At 68.3% G+C, this 26374-nt stretch carries 26 protein-coding genes, 1 other RNA gene and 1 pseudogene; 5 read left to right on the forward strand and 23 right to left on the reverse strand.

All coding sequences use genetic code 11. The features are described 5' to 3' along the window. A pseudogene (locus WMK75_RS02385) lies at positions 1–1200 on the reverse strand (hypothetical protein); the annotation flags it as partial. Between the two features lie 198 nt (positions 1201–1398). Here WMK75_RS02385 and WMK75_RS02390 point away from each other — a divergent pair. Beyond that, on the forward strand, positions 1399–2223 hold the full coding sequence (locus tag WMK75_RS02390) for an SIMPL domain-containing protein (protein WP_347266060.1): 825 nt from the start codon (positions 1399–1401) through the stop codon (positions 2221–2223). 57 nt (positions 2224–2280) lie between these two features. Here WMK75_RS02390 and WMK75_RS02395 read toward each other — a convergent pair whose 3' ends face one another. The 10 genes from WMK75_RS02395 to yajC form a co-directional block, all read right to left on the reverse strand. Beyond that, positions 2281–3567 (reverse strand): O-acetylhomoserine aminocarboxypropyltransferase/cysteine synthase family protein, encoded by a 1287-nt coding sequence (locus WMK75_RS02395; protein WP_347266061.1) that lies wholly within the window; start codon positions 3565–3567, stop codon positions 2281–2283. A gap of 108 nt (positions 3568–3675) precedes the next feature. Further along, a complete protein-coding gene (locus tag WMK75_RS02400) occupies positions 3676–4212 on the reverse strand; it encodes a DsbE family thiol:disulfide interchange protein (RefSeq protein WP_347266176.1) in 537 nt (178 codons plus the stop codon). 13 nt (positions 4213–4225) lie between these two features. Further along, positions 4226–4369, reverse strand: coding sequence for a heme exporter protein CcmD (gene ccmD, locus WMK75_RS02405; protein ID WP_347266062.1), 144 nt, complete (start codon positions 4367–4369; stop codon positions 4226–4228). Further along, complete coding sequence (locus WMK75_RS02410) at positions 4366–5091, reverse strand: heme ABC transporter permease (RefSeq protein ID WP_347266063.1); 726 nt, start codon at positions 5089–5091, stop codon at positions 4366–4368. Before WMK75_RS02410 ends, ccmD begins: the two co-directional genes overlap by 4 nt. Before the next feature lie 52 nt (positions 5092–5143). Next, a complete protein-coding gene (gene ccmB, locus WMK75_RS02415) occupies positions 5144–5800 on the reverse strand; it encodes a heme exporter protein CcmB (protein ID WP_347266064.1) in 657 nt (218 codons plus the stop codon). Continuing rightward, the gene (gene ccmA, locus WMK75_RS02420; RefSeq protein ID WP_347266065.1) at positions 5797–6429 is read right to left on the reverse strand and encodes a heme ABC exporter ATP-binding protein CcmA; all 633 of its coding nucleotides are present in this window, start codon (positions 6427–6429) and stop codon (positions 5797–5799) included. Before ccmA ends, ccmB begins: the two co-directional genes overlap by 4 nt. Then, the gene (locus tag WMK75_RS02425; RefSeq protein WP_347266066.1) at positions 6426–6782 is read right to left on the reverse strand and encodes an Mth938-like domain-containing protein; all 357 of its coding nucleotides are present in this window, start codon (positions 6780–6782) and stop codon (positions 6426–6428) included. The genes ccmA and WMK75_RS02425 overlap by 4 nt, the downstream gene beginning before the upstream one ends. Further along, the gene (gene secF / locus WMK75_RS02430) at positions 6782–7774 is read right to left on the reverse strand and encodes a protein translocase subunit SecF (protein ID WP_347266067.1); all 993 of its coding nucleotides are present in this window, start codon (positions 7772–7774) and stop codon (positions 6782–6784) included. The genes WMK75_RS02425 and secF overlap by 1 nt, the downstream gene beginning before the upstream one ends. Positions 7775–7786: 12 nt before the next feature. Then, entirely contained in the window at positions 7787–9451 is a 1665-nt protein-coding gene (gene secD, locus WMK75_RS02435; protein ID WP_347266068.1) for a protein translocase subunit SecD, read from the reverse strand. A gap of 14 nt (positions 9452–9465) precedes the next feature. After that, a complete protein-coding gene (yajC, locus tag WMK75_RS02440; RefSeq protein WP_347266069.1) occupies positions 9466–9795 on the reverse strand; it encodes a preprotein translocase subunit YajC in 330 nt (109 codons plus the stop codon). Between the two features lie 167 nt (positions 9796–9962). Here yajC and mazG point away from each other — a divergent pair, with 167 nt between their 5' ends. Next, on the forward strand, positions 9963–10802 hold the full coding sequence (gene mazG / locus WMK75_RS02445; RefSeq protein WP_347266070.1) for a nucleoside triphosphate pyrophosphohydrolase: 840 nt from the start codon (positions 9963–9965) through the stop codon (positions 10800–10802). A 4-nt stretch (positions 10803–10806) separates the two neighbouring features. Here the strand turns inward: mazG and dusA are convergent, their stop codons facing one another. The 9 genes from dusA to WMK75_RS02490 all read right to left on the reverse strand — a co-directional run bounded on the left by dusA (position 10807) and on the right by WMK75_RS02490 (position 19947). Next, the gene (gene dusA, locus WMK75_RS02450; protein ID WP_347266071.1) at positions 10807–11814 is read right to left on the reverse strand and encodes a tRNA dihydrouridine(20/20a) synthase DusA; all 1008 of its coding nucleotides are present in this window, start codon (positions 11812–11814) and stop codon (positions 10807–10809) included. Positions 11815–11958: 144 nt separating this feature from the next. Next, a complete protein-coding gene (gene rpmG / locus WMK75_RS02455) occupies positions 11959–12126 on the reverse strand; it encodes a 50S ribosomal protein L33 (RefSeq protein ID WP_017999830.1) in 168 nt (55 codons plus the stop codon). Between the two features lie 130 nt (positions 12127–12256). Continuing rightward, positions 12257–12625: RNase P RNA component class A (gene rnpB / locus WMK75_RS02460), an RNA gene on the reverse strand. Between the two features lie 34 nt (positions 12626–12659). After that, positions 12660–13412 (reverse strand): STAS/SEC14 domain-containing protein, encoded by a 753-nt coding sequence (locus tag WMK75_RS02465; RefSeq protein ID WP_347266072.1) that lies wholly within the window; start codon positions 13410–13412, stop codon positions 12660–12662. A 41-nt stretch (positions 13413–13453) separates the two neighbouring features. Beyond that, positions 13454–15859 (reverse strand): UvrD-helicase domain-containing protein, encoded by a 2406-nt coding sequence (locus WMK75_RS02470; RefSeq protein WP_347266073.1) that lies wholly within the window; start codon positions 15857–15859, stop codon positions 13454–13456. Between the two features lie 59 nt (positions 15860–15918). Continuing rightward, positions 15919–16884: a GTP cyclohydrolase FolE2 gene (gene folE2, locus WMK75_RS02475; RefSeq protein ID WP_347266074.1), complete on the reverse strand. Its 966-nt coding sequence runs from the start codon at positions 16882–16884 to the stop codon at positions 15919–15921. A gap of 91 nt (positions 16885–16975) precedes the next feature. Continuing rightward, complete coding sequence (metZ, locus tag WMK75_RS02480; protein WP_347266075.1) at positions 16976–18148, reverse strand: O-succinylhomoserine sulfhydrylase; 1173 nt, start codon at positions 18146–18148, stop codon at positions 16976–16978. Positions 18149–18215: 67 nt separating this feature from the next. Continuing rightward, positions 18216–18821 (reverse strand): inner membrane-spanning protein YciB, encoded by a 606-nt coding sequence (locus WMK75_RS02485; RefSeq protein ID WP_347266076.1) that lies wholly within the window; start codon positions 18819–18821, stop codon positions 18216–18218. Positions 18822–18936: 115 nt separating this feature from the next. Next, positions 18937–19947: a DUF1223 domain-containing protein gene (locus tag WMK75_RS02490; protein WP_347266077.1), complete on the reverse strand. Its 1011-nt coding sequence runs from the start codon at positions 19945–19947 to the stop codon at positions 18937–18939. 253 nt (positions 19948–20200) lie between these two features. On the opposite strand from WMK75_RS02490, the gene acnA reads away from it, so the two are divergent. Then, positions 20201–22972 (forward strand): aconitate hydratase AcnA, encoded by a 2772-nt coding sequence (acnA, locus tag WMK75_RS02495; protein WP_347266078.1) that lies wholly within the window; start codon positions 20201–20203, stop codon positions 22970–22972. Between the two features lie 105 nt (positions 22973–23077). Here acnA and WMK75_RS02500 read toward each other — a convergent pair whose 3' ends face one another. The 3 genes from WMK75_RS02500 to rpsD form a co-directional block, all read right to left on the reverse strand. Continuing rightward, positions 23078–23689 carry a hypothetical protein gene (locus WMK75_RS02500; RefSeq protein ID WP_347266079.1) on the reverse strand — a complete coding sequence of 204 codons (612 nt, stop codon included), beginning with the start codon at positions 23687–23689 and terminating at the stop codon, positions 23078–23080. Between the two features lie 150 nt (positions 23690–23839). After that, positions 23840–24136: a DUF1971 domain-containing protein gene (locus WMK75_RS02505; RefSeq protein WP_347266080.1), complete on the reverse strand. Its 297-nt coding sequence runs from the start codon at positions 24134–24136 to the stop codon at positions 23840–23842. A gap of 145 nt (positions 24137–24281) precedes the next feature. Further along, entirely contained in the window at positions 24282–24902 is a 621-nt protein-coding gene (gene rpsD / locus WMK75_RS02510) for a 30S ribosomal protein S4 (protein WP_347266081.1), read from the reverse strand. Positions 24903–25099: 197 nt separating this feature from the next. Between rpsD and WMK75_RS02515 the strand changes: the two genes are divergently transcribed. Both WMK75_RS02515 and tpiA read left to right on the forward strand, forming a co-directional pair. Beyond that, positions 25100–25471 carry an iron-sulfur cluster assembly accessory protein gene (locus tag WMK75_RS02515; protein WP_347266082.1) on the forward strand — a complete coding sequence of 124 codons (372 nt, stop codon included), beginning with the start codon at positions 25100–25102 and terminating at the stop codon, positions 25469–25471. A 92-nt stretch (positions 25472–25563) separates the two neighbouring features. After that, complete coding sequence (gene tpiA, locus WMK75_RS02520; protein WP_347266083.1) at positions 25564–26307, forward strand: triose-phosphate isomerase; 744 nt, start codon at positions 25564–25566, stop codon at positions 26305–26307. Positions 26308–26374: the final 67 nt, after the last annotated feature.

Genomic DNA, 26374 nt, shown 5'->3' on the forward strand with positions numbered 1-26374 from the left:
GGCGGGGGCCGCGGCGGCAGGCGCGGGCGGGGCGGCCAGCGGGGCGGGCGCGGACGGGGCGGGCGCCGCGGCCTCGGCTGCCGGCAGGGCATCGGTCTCGCCCTCCGGCGTCGCCGGCACGAGAAAGGCCCAGATCAGCACCAGCCCGATCAAGAGCAACCCGAGCAGGGTAACCAGAGCCGGCGGGCCGCGCCTTCGCGCCGGCGCCATGGCGACCTTGGCGGTGCCGTGCAGGGCGCGGGCGCGCGGGCTCAGCACATGCGGCGCAGCGGTCTCGGCCGACGGGTGGCGGATGACGCTGTCAGGATCGGCGCCAGCACCGGCATCGGCATCGGCATCGGCATCGGGCCCCGGCGCGGCGGGTTCAGCGGCAGCGGGTGCCGCATCGGCAGCGGCTGGCTCGGCAGCCTCGCCGGGGACATCCGTCGCCGCCTGCCCGGCCGGGCCAGGCTGGTCGGGCGCATCGGCGGGCAGGTCATCCTCGGCCTCGGCCTCAGGGGGCGCGGGGGCGGATTCGGGCGCCCTGCTGTCCGCCGCCAGGTCGAGATCGACCCCCTGCGACCCGCTGTCCTCCCCGGCGGGTTCGTCACTGGCCTGCGGCGCTGCATCTGCCAGCGGCGCTGCATCTGCCAGCGGCGCGGCAACGGCCTGCGGCGCGGCAACGGCCTGCGGCGCCGGCCGGTCCGCGTCAAGGTGGAATTCCGGCTCGCCGCCACCATAGGCGCCGCTCTTCGGCATGGCGCGATAGCCCTGGCCCAGAAAGCCGAACTGCGCCGCAAAGTCATGCGCCTCGCGCAGCGTCTTGCGGGCCACGGCGGCGACGCGCACATCCGCGCCCTCGCCCTCCCAGTCGAAGGCCAGGTCCTCGATCGCATAGGGGGTGAGCCCGTCCAGCGCCCGCCCGACCGCCTGGCTGCGGTCGCCGCCGGGGGCCAGGTTCAGGGTGGTGTAAAGGATCTGGTCGTCGGGAATGATCAGGATCACCGGCAGTTCGACCTCGGCGCCCGCGCCCGTTGCCAGGCCGCGCAGCCGGTTGAAATCAGCCTGGAACGTGTCGGAATCGAACTCGACCGAGCCAAGGTGGCGCCAGGCCGGCAGCGCCGCGCCGCGGCCCTGCGCGCCGGCCCGGTCACGGCGCTGCAGATGCACGGCGTCCTCGCTGAAGGAGAGGGCGTATTCGGTAGCGGAATCAAGCGTCATCAGAGGCTTTGCCTTGCGGTTCCGGGCGCCGGGGCGCGTGTTCGATCAGGATGTTACCGGACTAGCCCAGAACGTGTTCGGTGAAAAGCCGAACACCTTATTGTGAGGCATCCGAATCGCGATTTCCGGCGTTTCACCGGCTCACCAGGCAACCCGGGGCCGGCACACCGCCCGCGCCCCGCTGAGGAGAAAGACCACATGCCCCGATTTCGGCCCCTTCTGACCGCCGCGACGCTGCTTGCCCTGACCACGGCCCCGCTGCTGGCCCAGGCCCAGCCCGCCAAGCCGCAGCATCAGGACATGGGGCATCAGATGATGAAACAGCGCGCCCCCTCGGCCCGGCTCAGCGTCACCGGCCAGGGCCATGCCACCGCCCAGCCCGACATGGCGATGATCACCCTGGGCGTCAGCACCCAGGCCGCCACCGCCGCCGAGGCGATGGAGGCGAACGCCAGCCAGCAGGGTGCGGTCATCGGCACGCTCAAGGCCCAGGGCATCGAGGCGCGCGACATCCAGACCTCCGGGCTGAACCTGGCGCCGCAGATGGATTTCTCGGTCCAGGGTCAGCCGCCGAAGCTGACCGGCTATGTGGCGCAAAACAGCGTCACGGTGCGGGTGCGCGACCTTGCGGGACTGGGCGCGGTGCTGGACAAGCTGGTGGCCTCTGGTGCCAACCAGATCAGCGGCATCTCGTTCCTGCGCGAGGACATGACCGCGGCCGGGGACGCCGCGCGCAGCGCCGCCGTCGCCGACGCGCGCCACCGCGCCGAGATCATGGCCGAGGCCGCCGGCATGAAGCTGGGCCGGCTGGTCGCGCTCTCGGACAGCCGCATGATCGAGGGGCCGCGCCCGATGATGGCCATGGCCGCCGAGGCACGCAGCGCCGGCACGCCGATCGAGGCCGGGGAGCTGGAGATCAGCGCCAATGTCACCGCGGTCTTTGCCATGCGCCCGGCCGGCGAGCCCGAGGCCGGACAGGATCCCGAGCCCGAGGCCGAGGCCGGCGAGGCCCCGGCGAACTGATCGGGCCAACCGAGCCAGACCTGCGGCGCGGCGGTCATGCCGCCGCGCCAGCCTTCCTCAGGCCGAGGCCGCGGCCAGCGCCTGGTCCAGATCCGCGATGATGTCGCGGGCGTCCTCGACGCCGATCGACAGGCGCACCACGTCCGGGCCGGCGCCGGCGGCGACCTTCTGCGCCTCGCTCAGCTGGCTGTGCGTGGTCGAGGCGGCATGGATGACCAGCGAACGCGCGTCGCCCAGGTTCGCGACATGGCTGAACAGCTTGAGGCTGTCGACCAGCTTCACCGCCGCCTCGTAGCCGCCCTTGACCGAGAAGGTGAACAGCGCCCCCGCGCCTTTGGGACAGACCCGGCGCGCCGTGGCGTTCCAGGGCGACGAGGCCAGCCCGGCATAGGTGACCGAGGTCACGCGCGGGTCGTTTTCCAGCCATTCCGCGACCTTCTGCGCATTCTCGACATGGCGCTGCATGCGCAGGCCCAGGGTCTCGATACCCATCAGCGTGTAATGCGCCGCCTGCGGGTTCATGGTCATGCCCAGGTCGCGCAACCCGATGGCGATGCCGTGGAAGGTATAGGCCAGCGCGCCGAAGGTCTCGTGGAACTTCAGCCCGTGATAGGCCGGCTCGGGCTGCGAGAGGCTGGGGAACCTGTCCGAGGCCGACCAGTCGAAACGCCCGGAATCGATGATGGCGCCGCCGGTCACCGTGCCGTTGCCGGTCATGTATTTCGTCAGGCTGTGCACGACGATGGTGGCGCCCAGGTCGATCGGCCGGCACAGCCAGGGCGTGGCCAGCGTATTGTCCACGATCAAGGGCAGCCCCGCCGCATCCGCGACCCCGGCCACGGCGGCGATGTCGGTGACATAGCCGCCCGGATTGCTGATCGATTCGCAGAAGATCGCCCGCGTGTCGCCGTCGATCGCCGCGCGCAGCGCCGTCAGATCGTCGAAATCGACGAATTTGCACGACCAGCCAAAACGCCGGATGGTCTGGCTGAACTGGGTGATGGTGCCGCCGTAAAGCCGGGTCGAGGCAATGATGTTGCGCCCCGGTCCCATCAGCGGGAACAGCGCCATGATCTGCGCCGCATGACCCGAGGAACAGCAGACCGCCCCCGCCCCGCCCTCGAGCGCGGCGACGCGCGCCTGCAGCGCCGCCACGGTCGGGTTGGTCAGGCGCGAATAGATGTAGCCGACCTCCTGCAGGCCGAACAGCCGCGCGGCGTGGCCGGCGTCCTGAAACACATAGGCGGTGGTCTGATAGATCGGAACCTGCCTGGCCCCGGTCGCGGGATCGGGCGCCGCGCCGGCATGGATGGCGGCGGTATCGAAACCCCATTCTTCGGACATGTGATCGTCTCCCTTGCTTCGCGCCGAAGACTGGCGCATGGGCGCGGGGATTGCCACCGCAATCGCGGCCGGTGCGACAGATTTCCCGCGCCGCAAGGCCGCTGCGGGTCAGGGGCGGGTGCCGCCCGGCTCGGCGGCCAGCGCCTTGTCCAGTTCCGGCAGGAAGCGGTTCTGGAAATCCTCGCGCACTAGGGGCCCGGCGTGGCGATAGAGGATGCGGCCCTCGCCGTCGATGATGAAGGTCTCGGGCGGCGCAGTCACCCCCCAGTCGATCGCCACCCGTCCGCGCGGATCGGTGGCCAGGGCGTGATAGGGATCGCCCCCCTCGCCCAGAAAGCCCTGGGCGGCGCGCTCGGGGTCCTTCAGATCGACGCCATAGACCGGCAGCCGGGCTGAAAGCTCCATCAGCGTCGGATGCTCGGCGCGGCAGGGCGGGCACCAGCTGGCCCAGAAGTTCACCAGCTTGACCCCCGGCTGGCGCAGCATGGCATCGGTCAGCTGCAGCTTGCCCGGCAGAGTGCTGTCGCCGACCGGCGGCGCCTCGCGCCCGACGAAGGCCGAAGGCAGCTCATCGGGGTTGCCGCGCATCAGCGCCCAGCCCGCGATGCCGGCAAAGCCGGCAAAGACCAGCACCGGCAGCACCATCATCGGCGAAATCCTAGCCACGGCGTTCCTGCTCCTCAAGCTGGCGGCGGGCGCGGGCGTTGGCCAGCACCGACTGCAGGATGATCCCGGCCAGCAGCACAAGGCTGACGCCATAGGCGGTGGCGACGGTGGTGGCGTATTTGCCCAGTTCGATCATGCGCGGTTCTCTCGTGCCAGCAGCGCGGCCAGGCGGCGGCGGCGGATCTCGGTGCGGGTGCGGATCAGCAAAAGCGCCAGGAACAGCAGGAAAAACCCCGCCATGGTCAGGTAAAGCGGATAGCGATAGACTGCCGACATGCGCTCGCCCGGGGCCAGGGACAGCGAGGCGCCCTGGTGCAACCCCTGGTTCCAGAAATTCACCGCATAGCGCGACAGGACCGCAAAGACCGAGCCGACAAGGCACAGAACGCCGGTCAGGTCGGCGGCGCTGTCGGGATTTTCCACCGCCTCCCAAAGCGCCATGTAGCCGAGGTAGAACAGGAACAGGATCAGGAACGAGGTCAGCCGCGGGTCCCATTCCCACCAGGTCCCCCACATCGGCTGGCCCCAGATCGCGCCGGTGATCAGCGCGATCAGCGTCATCACCGCGCCCACCGGCGCCGCGGCCTTGGCGGCCAGCGCGCTGACATGGTGGCGCCGGATCAGCCAGATCAGCGAGGTGACCAGCATCATCATCCAGATGTTGATCGCCATCAGCGCGGCCGGCACATGCAGGAACATGATCTTGACCGTCGCGCCCTGCTTGTAGTCCTCGGGCGTAAGGAACCCCCAGACCAGCCCGGCGACGGTGCAGACCGCCGCGCCCGCGACCGCCCATGGCAGGATCGCGCCCGAGGTGCGCATGAACTTGACGGGGTTTGCATATTCCCAGATCGACATGCGTGTTCCCTAAACCCTGCTCAGCCGCCGCTCAAGTGCGCAAAGGTCGCATTCACCGCAGATTGACCCTGAGCGCCGCCGAGGCGGCAAAGGGCATCAGCGCCAGCACCGCAAGCGAGATCGCGGCCAGAAACACCAAGGGCGTCACCGGGTCCGCCCCCGCGGCGCCGCGCCGCACCGCCTCGGCGCCAAAGATCAGCGTCGGCACGTAAAGCGGCAACACCAGCAGCGACAGCAGCAGGCCGCCGCGGCGCAGCCCGACCGTCACCGCTGCGCCGAAGGCCCCCAGCATCGACAGCGCCGGCGTGCCCAGCGCCAGCGAGGCGACCAGCCAGGGATAGGCCGGCCCCGGCAGATGCAGCAAAAGCCCCAGCACCGGGGCAAAGACCACCAGCGGCAGGCCGGTCGTCAGCCAATGCGCCAGTGCCTTCACCGCCACCGCGCCCTCCAGCGGCAGCGGCGCGGTGGCCAGCAGATCAAGGCTGCCGTCCTCGTGATCGAGGGCGAAGATGCGGTCCAGCGACAAGAGACAGGCCAGAAGCGCCCCGACCCACAGGATGCCCGGCGCGATGCGGGCCAGCGTGCCGCCCTCGGGGCCGACGCCAAAGGGGACCAGCGTGCAGACGATCAGGAAGAACACCAGCGCCAGGCCAAAGCCGCCGCCGGCGCGGGTGGCCAGGCGCAGGTCGCGAGCCAGCAGCGCCTTCATGCGAAAGCCTCGTTGAAGCCGGCGGGGCGGGCGTCGCGGCGTTCGGGCCCGGCGCGGAACGGCGTCAGGTCCAGCACCGCCGCCTCGGGCAGGCCAAGGTCGATATGGCTGGCGATCAGCGCCGCGCCCCCCCGCCCCAGATGGTCGCGCAACACCCCGGCGAACAGCGCCACCGAGGCCGTGTCCAGCGACACGGTGGGCTCGTCCAGCAGCCAGACCGGCCGGCCGGTGACCAGAAGCCGCGCCAGACCCAGCCGGCGCTTTTGTCCCGCCGACAGCGCATGCGCCGGGCGCCGCGCCAGATCGCGCAGGTTCAGCCGCTCCAGCGCCGCATCGATGTCGCGCCCGCCAAAGACCTCGGCCCAGAAGCGCAGGTTCTCGCTCACGGAGAGCGCCGATTTCAGTCCGTCGGCATGGGCGGCATAGGCCAGGCTGTCGGGCGCGGCCTCGACGCGACCCGCGACCGGCGGCTGCAGGCCCGCCAGCGTGCGCAAGAGCGTGGTCTTGCCGATGCCGTTCGGCCCGCGCAGCACCAGCGCCTGCCCGGCTGCCAGCGCAAAGCCGACACCTTCCAGCGCCCGCAGCCCGCCGCGCGCCACCGCAAGGTCATGCGCGGCCAGCAGGCTCATATCGGCAAGAGCGCGCAGGCGACGCGCCGCCCCTCGGACAGGGTGACGTTGTAGCTGCGCGCCGCCGAAGGCGTGGCCATCGGTTCAGGCATGATGCCCGCCGCCTCGAGCGCCGCGACCAGTTCGCGCGGCGGCAGCGCCACATCGGCGCCCATGCCCAGGAACAGCACATCGACCGATCCGGCCAGCGCCAGCAGCGCCGGCGCGTCGCCAAGCCCGGCCCAGTCGCGCGCCCCGCCGGCCGCGACGATCACCGCGCCGCGATGCACCCGGCCCGCGACGCGGAAGAAGCCGGGGCCGTAGCCGTCCACCGGCACGCCGCCCGCAAAGTCGCTGGGCACCAGGCTGACCATCAGGGCGCGTCCCGGAAGGCGGCGGGGATGTCGTCCATCGGGCCCTTCTCCGCGGGATCTGGCTTGGACCAGTCGCGCTTGACCCCCAGCCACAGCACGATGTTCTTCGCGACATAGATGGTGGAGTAGCAGCCGACGAACACGCCCCAGAGCATGGCAAAGACAAAGCCGCGGATCACGTCGCCGCCAAAGACCATCATCGCGCCCAGCGCCAGCGCCGTGGTCACCGCGGTCATGATGGTGCGCGACAGTGTCTCGTTGCAGGTCAGGTTCATCACGTCGAACAGCGGCATGGTCTTGAACTTGACCAGATTCTCGCGCAGCCGGTCGAACACCACCACGGTGTCGTTCACCGAATAGCCGAGCGTGGTCAAGAGCGCCGCGATGGTGGTCAGGTCGAACTTCAGCTGGAACAGCGAGAATATCCCCACCGTCAGCAGCACGTCATGGATGATCGAGATCACCGCCCCCAGCGCGAACTGCCATTCGAAGCGCAGCCAGATGTAGAACATGATGCCCAGCGTCGCGGCACCCACGGCGTAGAACGCCGTCCAGATCAGCTCTCCCGAGACCTTGGGGCCGACCGATTCGACGGCGGCGAAGCGCACCTGCGGATCGACGGCCTGCAGCGCTGCCTCGACCTCGTTCAGCTGCTCGGGCGTCACCGATCCGGTCTCGTCGGTGGTGCCGATGCGGATCATCGCCACATGCTTCGTCTCGCCAAAGCTGGGGTCGAAGACCTCGGTGATCGACACGTCGCCCAGATCCAGCGCATCCAGTGCCTGGCGATAGTCGCCGACCTCGAAGGCAGTCGGGCTTTCGGTGCGGATGGTGGTGCCGCCCTTGAAATCGATGCCGAAGTTCAGCCCCATGGTCAGGATGACCACCACCGACAGCACCATGGCCAGCGCCGAGACGCCGAAGGTCAGCCATTGCCAGCGGAAGAAGTTGAAATGCGTCTCGTCAGGGACGAGTTTCAGACGGAATGCCATTGCTCTGCTCCCTTACAGAATCAGCTCTTTGGGCTTGCGCCATTCCAGCCAGAACACGATCATCAGCCGCGTCAGGTAGATCGCGGTAAAGACCGAGGTGACCAGGCCGATGGTCAGCGTCACGGCAAAGCCCTTGACCGGGCCGGAACCCAGAAAGAACATCACCATTGCCGCGATGAAGCTGGTCACGTTGGCGTCGATGATCGCCGACATCGCCTCGTTGAAGCCGTCGTCGATGGCCTTGACCACGCGCTTGCCGCGGCGCAGTTCCTCGCGGATGCGTTCATAGATGATCACGTTGGCATCCACGGCCGTGCCCACGGTCAGCACGATGCCGGCGATGCCGGGCAGCGTCAGCGTGGCGCCGATCATCGACATCACCGACAGGATCAGGATGACGTTGATCGTCACCGCGATCGAGGCAAAGACCCCGAACAGCCCGTAGCTGGCGACCATATAGGCCACCACCGCCCCGGTGGCGATGATCGACGACAGCCGCCCGGCGTCGATGGAATCCTGGCCCAGTTCCGGGCCGATGGTGCGTTCCTCGAGGAAGGTCATCTCGGCGGGCAGCGCGCCGGCGCGCAAGAGCACCGCCAGCCGCGTCGAGGCCTCGACATCCATCGAGCCCGAGATCTGCCCCGAGCCGGTGGTGATCGCCTGCCGGATCACCGGCGCCGAGATCACCTGGTTGTCCAGCACGATGGCAAAGGGCTGGCCGATATTGGCCGAGGTATAGGCGCCAAAGCGCTTGGCCCCCGAGGGTCCAAAGCGGAAGTCCACCGCCGGCTGGCCGTTCTGGTCGAAACTGGGCCGCGCGTCGGTCAGGTCCTCGCCGGTGACCACCGGGCTTTCCTCGAGCAGGTAGAACACCCCCGGCTCGTCCATCGAGGGCAGCAGCACATTGCCCGGACCGGGCCGGGCATTGGCGTCCGTGGTGCGGCCGACGACCGGGTTGAAGGTCAGCTTGGCGGTGGTGCCGATCAGCTGCTTCAGCTCCTCGGCCGAGCCGATGCCGGGCACCTGGATCAGGATGCGGTCCTTGCCCTGGCGCATGATCGTGGGTTCGCGCGTGCCGACCTCGTCGATGCGGCGGCGGATGATCTCCAGCGACTGCTGCACGGTGCGCTCGTCGGTGGCGGCCTTTTCGGCATCCGACAGCTGCACGGTCAGGCGGTTGCCGGCGCCGGTGGCAACCTGGTCGCTTTGCCCCGCGCCGGTCAGCGAGGTGACGGGCGTGGCCAGGCCGCGGGCGATCTGCACCGCGCGCGCGATCTGGTCGGCATTGGCGATCTCGACCGCCAGCTGGCCCTCGGGCGCCTGCACGCGGCGCACGGCGCCGATCACGTCGCGCTGCGCCACCAGCGCGTCGCGCAACTCGGGCCAGAGCGCGTCCATGCGCGCCTTGTAGACCTCCTGGACATGCACCTCGCCCAGGAGATGGGCACCGCCGCGCAGATCGAGGCCGAGGTTCACCAGCCCCGAGGGCAGCCATGCCGGCCAGCCCGCGCGCGCGGCAAGATCCTCGGGCGTCTCGACGCCGCTGCGTTCGATATTGGTAACGGCGTCATTGTGCTGCTCGACCTTGCCATAGAACAGGTTGGGCATGGCATAGAGCAGGCCCAGGGCGACCACGCCCAGGATCAGCAGCCGTTTCCAGAAGGGAATGTCCAGCATGGCGGCGGCGGCCTTCAGCTGTTGGCGGCGATGGGCGCGGTGCGGTTCACCAGCCCGGTGACCGAGGAGCGCACGACGCGCACCCTGACGCCCGAGGCGACCTCGACCTCGAGCTCGGCGTCGCGCACGGCCGAGATCTTGCCGATCAGGCCGCCCTGGGTGACGACCTCATCGCCCTTCTTCAGCGCCTCGACCATGGCGCGGTGTTCGCGCACGCGCTTTTGCTGCGGGCGGATCATCAGGAAATACATGATCACGAAGATCAGGATCAGCGGCACGAAGGACATCAGGCTGCTGGCGCCCGCGGGTGCGGCGGCCTGGGCATGGGCGGGGGTCACGAACATGGATGGATCCCTTGGTCAAGCGTTCCGGGAGGTCCCCCGGCGGAATTGGCGCGCACCCTATCCGCGGGGCGGGGCGATGGCAAGAAAGCCCGCACCTGTCGCAGGCGTGGACATGCGCGCCCGGCTGTGGCAGGTCGGGCCGGACCCCTTGCGAAAAAGACGGCGACATGGAACAGGACAGGGCAGGCGCGCATCCGGCGCTGGCATATGAGGCAGGCGACCGCACCGGCATCTGCCGCCTGCTGGCGATCATGGCGGCGCTGCGCGACCCCAAAACCGGCTGCCCCTGGGACATCGAGCAGGATTTCGCCTCGATCGCCCCCTATACCATCGAGGAGGCGCATGAGGTCGCCGATGCCATCGCCCGCGAGGCCTGGCACGAGCTGCCGGGCGAGTTGGGCGATCTGCTGTTGCAGGTGATCTTTCACGCGCAGATGGCCGACGAGGCCGGCATGTTCGACTTTGCCGAGGTGGTGACGGCGATCTCGGACAAGATGATCGACCGCCATCCGCATATCTTCGCCGGCGAATCCCGCGACAAGACCGCCCAGCAGCAGATCCGCGACTGGGAGGCGATCAAGGCGCGCGAACGCGCCGCCAAGGCGGAAAAGGGCGTGCTGGACGGGGTGGCGCTGGGCCTGCCGGCGCTGACGCGCGCGGTCAAGCTGCAAAACCGCGCCGCCCGCGTCGGCTTTGACTGGCCCGGCCCGGCCGAGGTGCTGGACAAGATCCAGGAGGAAAGTCGCGAACTGGTCGAGGCGCGCGACAGCGCCGATCACGCGCATTTGACCGAGGAATTCGGCGATCTGATGTTCGTCATGGCCAATCTGGCCCGGCATCTGTCGATCGACCCGGAGGAGGCGCTGCGCGCCGCCAATGCGAAGTTCACCCACCGCTTCCGCGCCATCGAATCCGCGCTGGCCGCCCGGGGCCGGCGCCCCGAGGACAGCGATCTGGCGGAAATGGACGCGCTCTGGAATGCGGCCAAGGCGGCCGAGCGCGGCTGAGTGCTCAGGCCGCGGCCATGACCTCGGCCAAGGCCGTGTCATAGACCGCCAGCGCCTCGGCGCTGTCGCGGGCCCGCGCCGCGCCCTCGGACAGCTGCCGCCGCCAGCCGCGCGCCCCGGGACGGCCGTGAAACAGCCCCAGCATGTGGCGTGTGACCTGATGCAGCCGCCCGCCCGCCGCCAGATGCGCGGCGATGGTGTCGCGCATCGCCTGCGCCACGTCGCCGGGATGGGCAAAGGGCGGGACATTGCCCCACAGCAGGTCCGCCTGCCCCAGGATGTCCCAGGGCTGGTGATAGGCGGCGCGCCCGACCATCACCCCGTCCATGACCCGCAGATGCCCGGCCACCGCCGCCGCATCGGCGATGCCGCCGTTGATCGACAGGTGCAGATCGGGAAATTCCGCCTTCATCGCATGCACCAGCGGATAGTCCAGCGGCGGGATCTCGCGGTTCTCGCGCGGCGACAGGCCCTTGAGCCAGGCCTTGCGGGCGTGAATGGCGATGCGCCGCACGCCCGCGTCGCGCATCCGCGCCAGAAAGGCCGGCAGCACCTGTTCGGGGATCTGGTCGTCGACGCCGATGCGGCATTTCACCGTGACCTCGACCGGGCTCGCCGCAATCATCGCCGCGACGCAATCCGCGACCAGTTCCGGCCGCGTCATCAGCACGGCGCCGAAACAGCCCGACTGCACGCGGTCGCTGGGGCAGCCGACGTTCAGGTTGATCTCGGCATGGCCCCAGCCGGCGCCGATGCGCGTGGCCTCGGCCAACTCTGCCGGGTCCGAGCCGCCCAGTTGCAGCGCCAGCGGCTGCTCGCCCGCGTCGTGGTCCAGAAGCCGCGCCCGGTCGCCATGCACCAGCGCGGCCGAGGTGACCATCTCGGTGTAAAGCAGGGCGCGGCGCGACATCAGCCGGTGAAAGCGCCGGCAGTTGCTGTCGGTCCAGTCCATCATCGGTGCCACCGAAAGGCGCGCGGCCGTGGTCACGGCGCTGGCTGCCGGCCCTTGCATCCGCCTATCCCCATCATCCTGCTTGCGCGGCCCATGCCAAAGGGGCGCTGCATCGCTGCATCGCCCCGGCGCTTGCGGCTGATCCCGCAGACTGGCCCCTGCCCCGCGCCGCTGGCACGGGCATCAGGTGCGGCCGCAAGATCCTTACTTGATCTTGCCTTCCTTGTATTCGACATGCTTGCGCGCGACCGGGTCGTATTTGTTGACCGTCATCTTTTCGGTCATGGTGCGGGCGTTCTTCTTGGTGACGTAGAAATGCCCGGTCCCGGCGCTCGAGTTCAGACGGATCTTGATCGTCGTCGGCTTCGCCATGTGCTTCGCTCCTGCTGCGGGGCAAGACGCGTCCAGCGAACCCCGTGAAATCTCTTGAAGCCCGCCTTTTAGTCACCGGGCGGGCAGAGTCAACCGGGAATCGGGCGGATGGCGGCGCGGGCAGGCCGGTTTGCGCGGATGGCCTGTAAGCCGGATTCTGTTCCGGGGTTGCCCCCTTCGATGACCATTCCTCTGGCCCCGCCATTGCTGACGGGATCTGGCTGCCAACCCGGACCTGCTGGGGCGAAGGCGGCCCTGTCTTGCGACGCGCGGTCCCTATTCGGCATTGCTCCCGGTGGGGCTTGCCGTGCCGGTCCTGTTGCCAGGCCCGCGGTGGGCTCTTACCCCACCGTTTCACCCTTGCCCATGCATGCATGGGCGGTCTCTTCTCTGTGGCGCTTTCCCTGGGGTTGCCCCCGCCGGGCGTTACCCGGCACCGTGCCTTCATGGAGTCCGGACTTTCCTCGACGCAAGGCGCCGCGGTCATCCGGCCATCCGCGCAACCCGGCAGATAAGCCGCTGCGCGCCACGGGTCAAGCCGGGGCGTCGGCGCAGATCCAGACCCGCGCCGCCTCGAGCGCGTCATTGGGAAAAATCGCCACCTCGCTGGGCATCAAGGGCGCAAAGACCTTCATCGCGCCGGTGATCCAGGCGATGTCGCTGACCACCGCCACGCGCTCGAAGCTGCGCCAGTAGGTCAGGCCCAGCCGGGCGTCGTCCCAGATGGCGCCGGCGCTGTAGCGTTCGAAATCCGGGCCAAGCTGCATCAGCAGCCGCAGCTTGCCGTGGCGCGCGGCGCGGTCGCGCACCAGCGGAATCAGCCGCTCCTCATAGTCGCGCGAGGTCACCTCGCCCACGGCGCGGATGGCGATGACATTGTCGGGAAAATCCTCGAGCAGCAGATAGCCCTCGGGCTCGCGCGTGGCGGCGCCGGCCCAGAGCAGCGCCTTGTCGCGCTCGGAGGTGTCGAAATGGCGCACCCGCGCCTGCACGAACAGATCCGCCAGGCCGGGCATGAAGGACAGGCCCATGCGGTCGGTGACCACCGCGACGCGCGGCAGCACCGCGGCATGGCGGCGCAGCATCTCGAAATGCGCCTGCAGCGCCGCGAACCCGTCCCATTGCGGCACGCCCTTGAGAAACACCACCAGCCCCGGCATGTGCCCCTCGGCCGCGGCATAATCGTCGATGGCCGTGCCCAGCGCCCTGAAATCGGCGGCGGGCAGGCTGCCTTCGGGTCGCGCGATGATGACATTGCGCGTCTTGTCGATCTCGATCCCCAGCATTGCGGCAACTCCCTTGTTGCGGGCGCGGCCTGCGCACCCGGTCAGAACGGCACGTCGTCCAGGCTGTTTCCTTGGGTCGCGGGCTGGACATAACCCGCCTTGACGGTCTTGAAGCCGGTGGCGAATTCCACGGTCAGCGTGTCCTCGGCCAGGCCCATGACGGTGCCGGGGCCGAATTTCTGATGCATGACCCGGTCGCCGACGGCAAAGCTGGCGGCGGGGACGGCGTCGATGACGATGGGCCGGCGCGTCGCCCCCTGCCCGCGCGCCGCGGCGCGTTCCTGCATCCGTTTCCACCCCGGCGAGTTGTAGACATCGGCCTTCGCCGCGCGGTCATGCATGGAGGATGGCGCAAAGGGCTGCGCCGCCGCGCCATAGCCGCCGCCGTAAAGCCCCGGCGGGGTCAGAACCTCGACATGCTCTTCGGGCAGTTCGTCGATGAAGCGCGAGGGCAGGCTGGACTGCCATTGCCCATACATGCGCCGGTTGCCGGCAAAGCTGATCGTGACCAGTTCCTCGCCACGGGTGATGCCGACATAGGCCAGCCGCCGCTCCTCCTCGAGGCCCTTGGCGCCACTCTCGTCCATGCTGCGCTGGCTGGGAAACAGCCCGTCCTCCCAGCCCGGAAGAAAGACGATCGGATACTCCAGCCCCTTGGCGCCATGCAGCGTCATGATGCTGACCTGATCGCTCTGCTCGGCCGAATCGCGGTCCATGACCAGCGCCACATGTTCAAGGAAGCCCTGCAGATTGTCGAATTCCTCCAGCGCCTTGACCAGTTCCTTGAGGTTGTCCAGACGCCCCGGCGCGTCGGGCGCCTTGTCGTTTTGCCACATCGCCGTGTAGCCGGAATCGTCCAGAATCCGCTCGGCCAGTTCGACATGGTTCACATTCGGGTCGATGGCGTCGGCGTGCCAGCGGGCCATGCTTTCGCTGAACTGGCGCAGCGCCGCGCCGCCCTTGCCGCCCGGCACGCCATTGGCCACGCAGGCCGCAGCCCCCGCCAGCAGCGGCACGCCCTGCGCGCGCGCCTCGGCCTGGATGGTCTGCAGGGCCTTGTCGCCGAGGCCGCGCTTGGGGGTGTTCACGATGCGCTCGAAGGCCAGATCGTCCGAGGGGCTGACCGCCAGGCGGAAATAGGCCATGGCGTCGCGGATCTCCTGCCGCTCATAAAAGCGCGGACCGCCGATCACCCGGTAAGGCAGGCCGATGGTCATGAAACGGTCCTCGAAGGCCCGCATCTGATGGCTGGCGCGCACGAGGATGGCGATGTCGTTGAGGTTCTTGCGGCCGATGCCGCGGCGGTGGCCGCCCTGGAAGGCCTCGATCTCTTCGCCGATCCAGCGCGCCTCGGCCTCGCTGTCCCAATGCCCGATCAGGCGCACGCGCTCGCCGCCCTCGGCCTCGGTCCACAAGGTCTTGCCCAGCCGCCCCTTGTTCGACGCGATCAGCCCCGAGGCCGCGGCCAGGATATGCGCGGTCGAGCGGTAGTTCTGTTCCAGCCGGATCACCTTCGCGCCGGGAAAGTCGGTCTCGAAGCGCAGGATATTGCCGACCTCGGCACCGCGCCAGCCATAGATCGACTGGTCGTCATCGCCGACGCAGCAGATGTTCCTGTGCGCCTTGGCGAGCAGCCGCAGCCACATGTATTGCGCGGTATTGGTGTCCTGATATTCGTCCACAAGGATATAGCGGAAACGCCCCTGCCAATCGGCCAGCACATCGGGATGGGCCTGAAAGATGGTCACGCAATGCATGAGAAGATCGCCGAAATCGACGGCGTTCAGTTCCAGCAGCCGGCGCTGATAGGCCGCGTAAAGCCGGCCGCCCCAGCCGTCGAAGCTCCGCCCCTCGCCCTTGGGCAGGGCGGCGGGCGTGAGGCAGCGGTTCTTCCAGCCGTCGATCAGCCCGGCCAGCTGCCGCGCCGGCCAGCGCTTCTCGTCCAGATTCTCGGCCGAGATCAGCTGTTTCAGCAGCCGGATCTGGTCGTCGCTGTCCAGAATGGTGAAGCCGGGCCTCAGATGCAGGCTGGCGTCGCCCACCAGTTCGGCGTGACGGCGCAGGATCTTGACGCTGATCGCGTGAAAGGTGCCCAGCCAGGGCATGCCCTCGACCGTCTCGCCCAGCAGCCGGGCGATGCGATCCTTCATCTCGCGCGCCGCCTTGTTGGTGAAAGTCACCGCGAGGATCTGCCCCGGCCGCGCATGGCCCAGCGTCAGCAGATGCGCGATGCGGGTGGTCAGCGCCCGTGTCTTGCCGGTTCCGGCGCCGGCAAGCAGCAGCACCGGCCCGTCCAGCACCTCGACCGCCTCGCGCTGCGCCGGGTTCAGCCCCTCCAGATAGGGCGAGGGTCGCAGCCCCATGGCGCGCCGGGACAGCGGGGTTTTGCCGGCCAGCGGCGCGGCGGCGGCGGCCTCGAAGGCATCGGAATCGTCGAATTCGCTCATCGCCGCAGGATAGCCCCGGTTGGCGCGCGGGAAAAGCCCGCGTTCACCCCTTGTTCACGTCAGGCCCGCAGACCGGCAAAGATCGAGGGATCAAGGCTGGTCTGGGCGAAGATCTCACCCTGCGTCAGCATACTGACCGCATCGTGGGAATGCAGCGATTCCTGATGGCTGGCGATGACGCGGAAATCGCCGACGCGCGGCTCGGCAAGCAGTTCGGCGGCGAAGGCGCGCACCGCATCCTCGACAAAGATCGGATTGGCGGCGTTCAGTTCCGCGAAAGCCTGCTCGTCCTCGCGCTTGACCATGACCTGGGTTTCCGTGGGCACGGCGCGGCGGCAAAGCGCCACCATATCCTCGAACCACAGGGTCTCGCCCTGCATCACCACCGAGATGCGGGCGATGGAACGCTGCGAATGCGGCGTCGCCAGCTGCCCGCGCATCTGGCGGGCATGTTCCGACAGTTCCAGCGAACAGGGGCAGGTCGAGGAATAGACATAATCGACATGCATGATGCGCAGCCGCTGGCCGGCGCGTTCCACCAGTTCCAGCGCGATGTCGTAATATTGCCAGCCCGCAAGGCCCGAGCGCAGCGAGTCCACCCGCAGCGGATAGGACAGCCGCATCTGGATGCGGGCGTCGAAACTGTCGAGGTCGGATTTGTAATCCTCCAGCGCCGCCGCCAGCACATCCATGGAAAAGCGCTTTTCCGCATGGACATAGAAGCTGCGCATGATCCGGCTCATGTTGATGCCCTTGCGGTCGGCCTCAAGGCTGACGGTGCCGGTGACGCTGGTTTCCAGCGTGATCTCGCCGCCCGCGCGGGTCTGGTAGCGGATCGGCAGGCGAAAGTTCGAGATGCCGACATGCTGGATCGGCGCGCGCGCGCCCACGATCAGGCTGGCCGGGCCGTTCTGCAGGTCGGGCAGGCCGGCGCGGTAATCGGCATCGGCGCGGAAATCCGCCGGATATTCGCGTTTCAGCGCCGGATAGGCGCGTTCGGTCTGGACGGGGCGGGCCTCGGTCATCTGCGACCTCCGTGACTGCACGGCATCCAAGATGGGAAGCCGGGGCGGGAAACGAAAGGGGGCACCCGAAAGCCCTTCGGGTGCCGCTGGCTCAGGCCAGGGCCTGGCGGAAATCCGCGATCAGGTCGTCGGCATGTTCCAGCCCGACCGACAGGCGCAGCAGGCCCGGGGTGATGCCGAGACCGGCACGCGCCGCCTCGTCCAGGCGCTGGTGCGTGGTGGTCGCGGGATGGGTGACGATGGATTTCGCATCGCCGAGGTTGTTCGAGATCTGGAACACCCGCAGCCGGTTCATCACCCGGAACGCCGCCTGCTTGCTGCCGCAATCGGCCGCGATCATCGTGCCGCCCGAGCCCATCTGCCGCATTGCCAGATCGTGCTGGGGATGGACGGCAAGGCCCGGATGAATCACCCGCGCCACGCCCGGCGCCTGCGCCAGCGCCTGCGCCAGGCGCAGCGCGCTGTCGGCCTGGGCGCGCACGCGCAGCTCCATCGTGGCCAGGCCGTTCAGCATCAGCCACGAATTGAAGGGGCTGATCGCGCCGCCGGTATGCTTGACATAGGGCTCGGCCAGGCCGCGCACGAAGTCGCGGCTGCCGCAGATCACCCCGCCGAGGCAGCGCCCCGAGCCGTCGATATGCTTGGTCGCGGAATAGACCACGACATCTGCGCCCTGTTCGACCGCGCGGGAAAATACCGGCGTGGCAAAGACATTGTCCACCACCACCCGCGCACCCACCGCATGCGCCAGCGCCGAGACGCCTTCGATGTCCACGATCTCGAGCGTCGGGTTCGAGACCGATTCAAAGAACACCGCGCTGGTGTCGGGGCGGATGGCGGCGCGCCACTGGTCCAGGTCGGTGCCATCGACATAGCTGACCTCGACGCCGAATCGCGCCAGCAGGTCCAGAACGTAAAGGCAGGAGCCGAACAGCGCCCGCGACGAGATGATGTGATCGCCGGGCTTGGCAAAGCACATCAGCGCGCCGCTGACCGCCGCCATGCCGCTGGCGGTGGCGAAGGCGTCCTCGGTTCCTTCCAGGTCGGCGATGCGGTCCTCGAACATGCGCGAGGTCGGGTTGCCGTAGCGGGCATAGATGAATTCGTCCGGGCCGCTCTTGATGAAGCGGGCCTCGGCCTGCTCGGCGCTGTCATAGACAAAGCCCTGCGTCATGAACAGCGCCTCGGCCATCTCGCCATACTGGCTGCGGCGGATGCCGTGGTGGATGGCACGGGTGCGCGGGTGCAGGGACTTGTCGGACATGGCGGGCTCCTCTGGCGTCTTGGGCCGGGTTACGCCCGCATGCGGCGCGGCGCAAGGGCGGCGGGGCTCATTCGCCCTCGCGCGGGCGGGCGTGGCGCTCGAAGAGCCGCGCGTTCAGGACAAAGAATGCGACCATGATCGCTGGCAGGCCGAAGGTCTTGAAATTCACCCAGGCGGTGTCGGACATGGCGCGCCAGACCGCCTCGTTGGCGATGGCAAGGCCCAGAAACAGCAGCGCCATGCGCCGGGTCAGGATGCGCCAGCCGGCATCGTCCATCGGCAGGGCCTCGGACATGACCAGCTGCAGCCAGTTGCGGCGCAGCGCCATGCTGAGCGCCAGCAGCCCGGCAAAGATCAGGTAGATGATCGTCGGCTTCATCTTGAAGAAGCGCGGGTCGTTCAGCCAGACCGAGAGCCCGCCGAACACCACCACCAGCACCAGCGTGGCGATCTGCATCGGCGCCAGCCGCCCGGTCAGCCGCCACAGCGCCAGCGTCGCCACGACCAGCACCGGAATGAAGACCAGCGTGGCGACGATGAAGCCGGAATATTCGGTGCCGGCGATGGCCAGCGTCTTGTCGCGCAGCCGCATGAACACGGCAAAGAACAGGATCAGCGGTCCGAATTCCAGCCCGGCCTTCAGCCAGCCATTGATCTTGCGCGGTTGGGACATGCGGGCCTCCGGGGCGGCAGGGGATCGGGCCGCGCGCTTGGCCGGCCGGCGGCCTTGTCGCGCAACCTGCCGGCACAGGCAAGCGCGGCGCGATCAAAGCCGCGTGCGCAGGACCTCAGTCCAGACGGATCGCGGCCAGGATCGGGCCCGAGGCGCGGCGGTCGCGCGCGCCCAGCTCTTGCGCGATGATGGCGTGGCGGGTGTCGGCGGGAAAGGCGTCGCCCGCCCCGACCCCGGGTGAGACGGTCATGCGCAGGGGCGCGCGCCCGTCCCATTCCGCGATGCGCTCGGCGGCCAGCACGACATTGCGATACTCCAGCGTCAGGCCGCGGTTCTCGCCGGCAAGGATCTCGCTGCGCCGGCTGGGGGCATAGCGCACGAGGATGATCGCCACCCGGTTGGCGATCTCCGCCTGCGGCGTCAGTTCGATGCGATAGCCGCGGTCCTGCGGGCTGGAACTGACCGTGACCCGCGGAGGCTGCGCCATATGCGCCTGCAGCAGCGTCATCAGCTCGGCCGGGCGCAGGCCGATCAGCGTGTCGGTGCCGCCGACGACCATCTGCGGCGTATAGATGGCGCGCTCGCCCCAGGCATGGGTATAGGCCTGCTGGCGGCGGGTGAACTGCGGCCGCGCGAACGGATCGGCCCAGCCGAGGTAATCCCAGTAATCGACGTGCCAGGACAGCGCCAGCACGTCATCGCGCGTGGCGAGGTCGGCCAGCATCTCGTCGGCGGGCGGGCATGAGGAACAGCCCTGCGAGGTGAAGAGCTCGACCACCACCGGCGGATGGTCGATGGGGCCCAGCATGCGCTGGCGCGGCTGCGCCTCGGCGAAGGTGGCGACCGGGGCCGCGGCCTGGCTTTCGTCGGGCAGGTGCGGCATCTGCGCCGCCGGCAGGCCCGGCGCGCCCTCGGGGGCCTCGATCAGGCCGATCACCCCGTCATCGGCCGCGGCAGCCGGGGGCGGCAGCACCGCACCGGCCACCGCGCCGGCATCGGCGGGCGCGGTAGGCGCCGGCAGGTCCTGGGCCACCGCCCCCGCCGCCAGGGACAGCCAGAGCGCAAGCGCCAGCCCAAGCGCCGATGCGCCGGGGCCAATGCTGCCGAAATGCCGTGCTGCCGCCATGTTCCGCCCGTCCCGGGTGTTGTGTCGCGCCCCAGCTAACGTCCGAACTGCTGCCGCCACAAATCAAGGCTTTGTTAGCGCGCCGTGGCCCCGGTGCAGGCGTGACGCGGAATCCACGGCTTGCATTGGCGCGAAAAAAACGGCATACCATTGCATACAAATCCTGCCGCGCCCCTTGATCCGTCGCCGGAAAAGGGGCAAATGGCAGGCAGATCGCCAATCAGCCACCTTGTTCAAGGATAGGGAGCCCAGCATGCCCATTGAGACAGGAATTGATACCGCCAGGACGCGCCGCCAGCTGAAGGTCGGCGGGCAGGACTATGCCTATTACTCGATCCAGGCCGCGACCGATGCCGGGCTTGGCGATTTCTCGAAACTGCCGGCGGCGCTGAAGGTGGTGCTGGAAAACCTGCTGCGCTTTGAGGATGGCGGCCGCACGGTCAGTGTGGACGACATCAAGGCCTTTGCCGAATGGGCGCAGAAGGGCGGCCAGAACCCGCGCGAGATCGCCTATCGCCCGGCGCGCGTGTTGATGCAGGACTTTACCGGCGTGCCCGCGGTGGTGGACCTTGCCGCGATGCGCGACGGCATCAAGGCGCTGGGCGGCGACGCGCAGAAGATCAACCCGCTGAACCCGGTCGATCTGGTCATCGACCATTCGGTGATGATCGACGAATTCGGCACGCCCCGCGCCTTCGAGCGCAACGTCGAGCTGGAATACGAGCGCAACATGGAGCGCTATACCTTCCTGAAATGGGGGCAGAAGGCGTTCAACAACTTCCGCGTCGTGCCGCCCGGCACCGGCATCTGCCACCAGGTGAACCTGGAATACCTGGCCCAGACCGTCTGGACCGACACCGACCAGAAGGGCGAGACCGTCGCCTATCCCGACACGCTGGTGGGCACCGACAGCCACACCACCATGGTCAACGGCCTTGCAGTGCTGGGCTGGGGCGTGGGTGGTATCGAGGCCGAGGCCGCGATGCTGGGTCAGCCGGTGTCGATGCTGATCCCCGAGGTCGTCGGCTTCAAGATCACCGGCGCGCTGAAGGAAGGCGTCACCGCCACCGACCTGGTGCTGAAGGTCGTGGCCATGCTGCGCAAACACGGCGTGGTGGGCAAGTTCGTCGAATTCTACGGCGAGGGCCTTGACCACATGCCGCTGGCCGACCGCGCCACCATCGCCAACATGGCCCCCGAATACGGCGCCACCTGCGGCTTCTTCCCGGTCGATGACGAGACCATGCGCTACCTGCGCCAGACCGGCCGCGACGAGGCGCGCCTGGCGCTGGTCGAGGCCTATGCCAAGGAAAACGGCTTCTGGCGCAGCAAGGATTACGCGCCGGTCTATTCCTCGACCCTGGAACTGGACCAGGGCGACGTGGTGCCGGCGATCTCGGGGCCGAAACGGCCGCAGGACCATGTGCCGCTGACTGATTCGGCCCATGCCTTCCACGAATATGTCTGCACCACCCGCAACCTGCCCAAGCCCGAGCGCAAGCACACCGACAGCTGGAACGGCGAAGGCGGCGCCCCGGCGCCCGACCACCTGCCCGGCCATCGCGGCGGCTACAAGTCCGGCAAGGTCGAGGGCCAGCACTACCACCTGCATGACGGCTCGGTGGTGATCGCGGCGATCACCTCCTGCACCAATACCTCGAACCCCTATGTGCTGATCGCCGCGGGCCTGGTGGCGCGCAAGGCGCGCGCGCTTGGCCTGACCCGCAAGCCCTGGGTCAAGACTTCGCTCGCCCCCGGCTCGCAGGTGGTCGAGGAATATCTGAAGGCCGCCGGGCTGCAGGACGATCTGGACGCGCTGGGCTTCAACCTCGTGGGCTTTGGCTGCACCACCTGCATCGGCAACTCGGGGCCGCTGGCACCCGAGATCTCGAAGACGATCAACGACAGCGACCTGATCGCGGTCTCGGTCCTTTCGGGCAACCGCAACTTCGAGGGCCGCATTTCGCCCGATTGCCGCGCCAACTATCTGGCCTCGCCGCCGCTGGTCGTGGCCTATGCCATCGCCGGCGACATGAACTTCAACCTGACCCGCGACCCGATCGGCGCCGACCCGCAGGGCAAGCCGGTCTATCTGAAAGACATCTGGCCGACCTCGAAAGAGGTTTCCGATCTGGTCGAAAGCGTGGTCACGCGCAAGATGTTCCAGGAAAAATACGCCGACGTGTTCAAGGGCGACGCGCGCTGGCAGGCGGTCGAGATCACCGACAGCGAGACCTATGACTGGCCGGCCAGCTCGACCTATATCCAGAACCCGCCCTATTTCCAGGGCATGGGCAAGGAAAAGGGTGCGATCCACAATATCCACGGCGCGCGCGTGCTGGCGCTCTTGGGCGACATGATCACCACCGACCACATCTCGCCGGCCGGTTCTTTCAAGCCGACGACGCCCGCGGGCAAATACCTGACCGATCGTCAGGTCGCGCCCAAGGACTTCAACAGCTACGGTTCGCGCCGCGGCAACCATGAAGTGATGATGCGCGGCACCTTCGCCAATATCCGCATCAAGAACGAGATGCTGGAGGGCGTCGAGGGCGGCTATACCAAGGGTCCGGACGGGGCGCAGACCTCGATCTATGACGCGGCCATGGCCTACAAGGAGGCGGGCATCCCGCTGATCGTGGTGGGCGGCATCGAATACGGTGCCGGCTCCTCGCGCGACTGGGCGGCCAAGGGCACCAACTTGCTGGGTGTCAAGGCGGTCATCGCCGAGTCGTTCGAGCGCATCCACCGCTCGAACCTGGTCGGCATGGGCGTCATCCCGTTTGAGTTCACCGGCGGCGACAACCGCAAGACGCTGGCGCTGAAGGGCGACGAGGTGATCTCGATCGACGGGCTCGAAGGCGAGTTCAAGCCGCTTTCGCTGGTGCCGGCAACCATCCGCTATGCCGACGGCAGCGAGAGGGTGGTCCAGCTCAAGGCCCGCGTCGATACCGAGGTCGAGATCGAATATCTGGAAAATGGCGGCGTGCTGCATTACGTGCTGCGCAACCTGGCCAAGGCCTGATCAAGGCCCGATCCGGATGCAGGCAAAGGCCGTCCCTCCGGGGGCGGCCTTTCCGCTTGCTGCAGCGCTGCATGAGTATTTGGGGAACGAAGAAGCCCGCGGCGGCTATTCCTCGGCGCAATACCACATGGTGCCGCCCGCCGCCGCTGTCCCGATCAGCAGCGAGCCCACCGCCACCGGGGAGGCCGCAAGCCCGACCGCGGCCGCACCCGCCGCCTCCATCGTGCCCACCATCTGCCCCGAGGTTGCCGCAAGGATCGCCGCCCCCGGCTGCTGCGTCACCGCATCGAACCCGGCCACTGCCAGTTGATTGGCGTTGTGCAGCGTCGCGGTGCGGGCGGCGTTCACCCTTTCACAAAAGGTCTTGCGGCAGACAGCATTGCCTCTGCGCGGCCCGACCTGCGCACCGACATAGGTGTCGCTTGCCTTGTCCCACAAGAGGCAATAGCTGCCGTCGTCCGCCATGTCGTTGCGCCGCAGGATCTCGCGCAGGGTGACATAACCCGGGCAGGTGATCCGCCCCCAACCCGAGAGATTGCGCTCGAGCCTGCCGACATTTGCGCGAAACTCCGCGTCGCGGACATAGTTGATCTCGGTCCGCTCGCCGGCGATCGAGCTTTCGCAGGTCCAGAGCCGCTCGTCACCGAATGGCTCCTGCGCGCCCGCGGCCCAAGCGGAGGCCAGCCCGATGACGAAAGCCACAATCAGCGCGCGCATTCCGCTCTCCCTGTCACCATTGCCAGCCTGTTGTCGAGGATCGCCCGGCCTCATGCAAGACGGAGCCGGCGGGCTGAAGGGATCGTGAACGCGGCGCCCCGGGTTTTCTCCGTTCCTCAAATACTCTGCCGGGCGCAACGCGGCGCAGGGCTAGCCGGGCTTGCGAAAGAATTCGATGAAGATGCGGCCCGGCTCGACGAAGGCGACGTGATGCGGCGTGTCCTCCTCGATGACGATGCGCTCGCCGGCGGCGGCGGTGACCTCGCCCTGGCGTGGCGGCTCGAGTTCATAATGCAGCCGCCCCTCGAGCACATGGATCAGCGCCCAGGTGCCGGGCTTGACGCGATGTGCGGACTGCAGCTTGGCCGGCAGGTTCTCGTCGGTGAAATCGGGCGAACGGGCGTAGGACACCAGCCCCTCGGGCAGCGTGGCGGGAATCTGTGACATCGGCTCCTCCTGTGGCTCCTCCTGTCGGACGGTGCTGGACCGCCCCCAGCCTAGCCGCCGGCGGGGACGCAAGGCAAGGCCCGCCCCCGGCAACGAAAAAGGGCCGCCCCAGGGGGCGGCCCGCATGCCTGCCGATCCGCAGGGATCAGTTCTTGGCGTAATATTCGACGACCAGGTTCGGTTCCATCTGCACGGCATAGGGCACGTCGCCCAGCGCCGGGGTGCGCACGAAACTCGCGGTCATCTTGTGGTGGTCCACTTCCAGATAGTCCGGCACGTCACGCTCGGTCAGGGCGACGGCCTCGAGCACGATGGCCAGCTGGCGCGAACGCTCGCGGATGGCGATCACGTCGCCTTCCTTGACGCGATAGGAAGCGATGTTCACCCGCTTGCCGTTCACTTCCACATGGCCGTGGTTCACGAACTGGCGGGCGGCAAAGATGGTCGGAACGAATTTGGCGCGATAGACCACCGCATCGAGACGGCGCTCGAGCAGGCCGATCAGGTTCTCGCCGGTGTCGCCCTTGACGCGCTCGGCCTCGCCATAGATGCGGCGGAACTGCTTTTCGGTCAGATCGCCGTAATAGCCCTTGAGCTTTTGCTTGGCGCGCAGCTGCGTGCCGAAGTCCGACAGCTTCTGCTTGCGGCGCTGGCCGTGCTGGCCGGGGCCGTATTCACGCTTGTTCACCGGGGACTTGGCGCGGCCCCAGATGTTTTCGCCCATGCGGCGGTCGATCTTGTACTTGGCAGCGGTGCGTTTGGTCATCGCTGATCTCCTTCTTTGTGTTATGTTCTTCGAAGGGCGTTGTCCTTTGGCCGAGGCCCGACAGGATTCCCCTTGCGGGGTCCACCAACACCAATGAAGCGGCGCTTATAGCCGCCATCCGCGCCGAGTCAAGCACCCCTTGAGCCATGCGCGGCAACTGCTTATGTCCACGGCAGCGAACAGGAAGGGCCCGCGCAATGTTTTCGACCCCCGGCAAGTCCCCCGTGACCATCACCGCGGCCGCCGAACGGCAGATCGCACGGCTGATGGTGCAGAAATCCGTGGCCGGCCTCAGGATCGGCCTGAAGAAGGGCGGCTGCGCCGGCATGGAATACAGCATGGAACTGGCCGACACCGCCGCCCCCGGCGACGAGGTGGTGGAGCAGGGCGAGGCGCGGGTGCTGATCGCCCCCACGGCGCAGATGTTCCTGTTCGGCACCGTCATCGATTTCGAGGCGGGTATGCTGGAATCCAGCTTCCGCTTTCGCAATCCCAATGTCACCGACAGCTGCGGCTGCGGGGAATCGGTCAGCTTCTCGCTGCTGGAAGGTTCGCGCGCCGATCGCTAGCGCCGCCGTTAGCGCCGACATCCCGGCCACGGCTTGATTGCCGCGCGCCGCCGGCCTAAGCCGCTTGCAGGACCGAATGAGGGAGATGGCTGATGGCCCCGCGCAAACTTGCCGCCGGCAACTGGAAGATGAACGGAACCCTGGCCGCGCTTGCGCAGATCGAACTGCTGCTGGCCGAACAGCCCACGCCGGCCTGCGACGTGCTGATCTGCCCGCCGGCGACGCTGATCCACGCCATGGCGGCCCGCACCCAGGACCGCATCGCCATCGGCGGCCAGGACTGCCATGCGCAGGCCGCGGGCGCCCATACCGGCGATATCGCGGCGGCGCAGCTGCGCGACGCCGGCGCCAGCCATGTGATCCTTGGCCATTCCGAACGCCGCAGCGACCACGGCGAGACCGATGCCCAGGTCGCCGCGAAAGCCCGGGCCGCGCATGAGGCCGGCCTTGTCGCGGTGATCTGCCTGGGCGAGACCGAGGCCCAGCGCGACAGTGGCCAGACGCTTGCGGTGATCGCGGCGCAGCTGGCGGGATCGCTGCCCGAGGGCGCCAGTGCCGCAAACACCGTCATCGCCTATGAACCTGTCTGGGCCATCGGCACCGGCCGCACGCCGACGAACGACCAGATCGCCGAGGTGCATGCGCTGCTGCGCGAACGCCTGAGCGCCCGGCTGGCCGATGGTGCGGATGTGGCGCTGCTTTACGGCGGCTCGGTCAAGCCCGGCAACGCGGCCGAGATCTTTGCCACCCCGCATGTGAACGGCGCGCTGGTCGGCGGCGCCAGCCTGAAGGCCGCGGATTTCGCCCCGATCATCGCCGCGCTTTCCGCGGCGTGATCGCCGCAAACGGAATGCCGTTCTGCCACAAGCCTCCGGGTTGGAACGGCATTGCCGAATTGGCATG

The organism is Paracoccus sp. (in: a-proteobacteria), assembly GCF_039808215.1.
In the GTDB taxonomy this organism is placed as follows: Bacteria; Pseudomonadota; Alphaproteobacteria; order Rhodobacterales; family Rhodobacteraceae; genus Paracoccus.